Below are 2,241 nucleotides of genomic sequence, written 5' to 3'. Positions count from 1 at the left end.
CAGCGCTGGCTACAATCGATTGACGCCCGCCATCCTGCGGGTATCGGTCATGACATTTACCTCAAACTTTGGGCACTCTCAAAACCTAGCATTCCTGCCGACTTTATCTTGTTTGATGAAGCGCAAGACGCCGATCCACTAATGATGGGGATTTTGACCCAGCAACCACGGCAGGTCATCTATGTTGGCGACGCTCATCAGCAGATATATGAGTGGCGCGGCGCAGTCAACGCCATGAAAAAGCTACCGCTGCCGCAAACTCTACTGACGCAGTCGTTTCGATTTGGTGAACCTATCGCTGAGGTGGCCAATACTTTGCTCAAAGCCTTGCAAGAGGACGTGCCGTTAAAAGGTAATCCTGCCAAGCAGTCCTCTACAGAAAAAGGGTTAGTACATAGTAAAAAGGACGCGATACTCTGTCGAACCAATGCAGCTGCCATGGCGCAGCTACTGACAGGACTGAAACTTGGACACCGCGTAGCCTTGCAAGCAGATACTGATCGTATGCTAAAGTTCTGTCAGGCGGCTGAGAACCTTAAAAATGGTAAATCCGCTTATGGAGTGCCAGAGCTTGCCTACTTTTACAATTGGTCGGATGTGCAAGAGTACTCAGAAACCAATGAGGGTAGCGATCTCAAAACCTTAGTCAAGCTGGTCGATGATCATGGCACCAATGTACTCACCCAAGCAGTTAATAGTCTGACACGAATTGAGAATGCTGATTATGTCATCTCTACCGCGCACAAAGCTAAAGGACTAGAATGGGGCAAAGTTCAGCTCGATGATGACTTCTATTATGATGTCACCACTAACGGCATTAAGATTAGCCCTGAAGAATTGCGCTTGTTGTATGTTGCTTGTACGCGCGCGCAAGCCAATTTAGATATTCATCATATTAAAGATTTGATATTAGGATTGCAGTCGGGGAAAAAGGTAATTTTGAGTAAATAAGCAGCGTTGGTCACTTTAAAAGTAGTGTTAAAAACGTGGCCATTAGTTTTCCAATCTTATAAATACTTTCGATAGATAACAACGAATACATACCGATGAATAACGACAATCAGCAGACCTTATTGCTAATACAACCGAACCATATTCAAAAACTTTTCAACAATCCCGTCCGCCTTCTAGCCCCAATGGAAGGCCTAACTGACCCTTTAATGCGGCAAATCTTGACGCAAATTGCCACAGATTTAGGCCGTCCTTATGATTGGTCCGTTAGTGAGTTTATTCGCGTCACTCAGCACTTGCTGCCAGCGCATGTGTTCTATAGATACGTGCCAGAGCTGCATCAGGATGCCAAGACGACTGCTGGTACGCCCATTCATATTCAACTGCTCGGTAGTGAGGCAAATCTGATGGCAGAAAACGCCGCTTTCGCTTGCGAGCTTGGCGCGCCCGCTATCGATATTAATTTTGGTTGCCCTGCCAAGACCGTCAATAGTCATCGCGGCGGCTCAGTACTGCTTGATGAACCAGAAGTCATGTACGACATTATCAGCGCAGTCAGAAAAGCGGTGCCTGCTGATATTCCCGTATCAGCGAAGATACGTCTCGGCTATACCGATACTAGTCGTATAGATGATATACGCGGAGCGATCGACGCTAGTGGCGCAAATTGGTTAACCATTCATGCCCGTACCAAAACTCAAGGCTATAAGCCGCCTGCCTACTGGGACAAAATACAGAGCTTTAATGAGCTATCAATTCCAGTCATTGCTAATGGTGAGATATGGACAAGCGCGCAGGCGCAAAACTGTATGACGCAGTCAGGGACTAATCATTTGATGCTCGGTCGCGGTGCGGTGACGCGTCCCGATCTGGTTGCTCAAGTTGATGTTGTTAAAGAAGACAACGCAGACCATACTCATCTGGCATGGCAGGATTTAACCAGTCATCAGATTGCATTTTTGCAGGGGCAAGCGAAGAATGATGTCGTGCTCGTTGGTCGCTACAAACAGTGGCTTGGTATGCTGACCAAAGGCTATAGCGAGGCTCAGCCGTTATGGAATAGTATCAAACGTGAAAAGAACAAAAACGCTATCATTGAGGCGATAAAACAAAGCAGTTATCAGTAAAACTACAAGACATTAAAACTTTAAGCCGTTAAAACTTTAAGACATTAAGAGCGAGTACCTAGTAACAGATTTGCCTCACTCTGTGCTAACAACTTACTTCTTAAGTACTCATCCTAATTGCTAAATAAAACAGCATTAGTGAGCAGACCATCGATAGCACCCA

The 2,241-nt window shown here is 45.9% G+C and carries 2 protein-coding genes; both read left to right on the top strand.

The genetic code is table 11. The features are described 5' to 3' along the window. Window positions 1–951 (top strand): 3'-5' exonuclease (locus ACTXGO_RS12720; RefSeq protein ID WP_443574788.1); only part of this gene is annotated, 951 nt, incomplete at its 5' end. A gap of 95 nt (window positions 952–1,046) precedes the next feature. Beyond that, window positions 1,047–2,078: a tRNA dihydrouridine synthase gene (locus tag ACTXGO_RS12715; protein WP_443574787.1), complete on the top strand. Its 1,032-nt coding sequence runs from the start codon at window positions 1,047–1,049 to the stop codon at window positions 2,076–2,078. The last annotated feature ends 163 nt before the right edge of the window (window positions 2,079–2,241 follow it).

This window comes from Psychrobacter sp. T6-1 (assembly GCF_052258445.1).
Note: the sequence above shows the minus strand (reverse complement) of the source record. Positions and strands in the feature narration are given on the sequence as shown.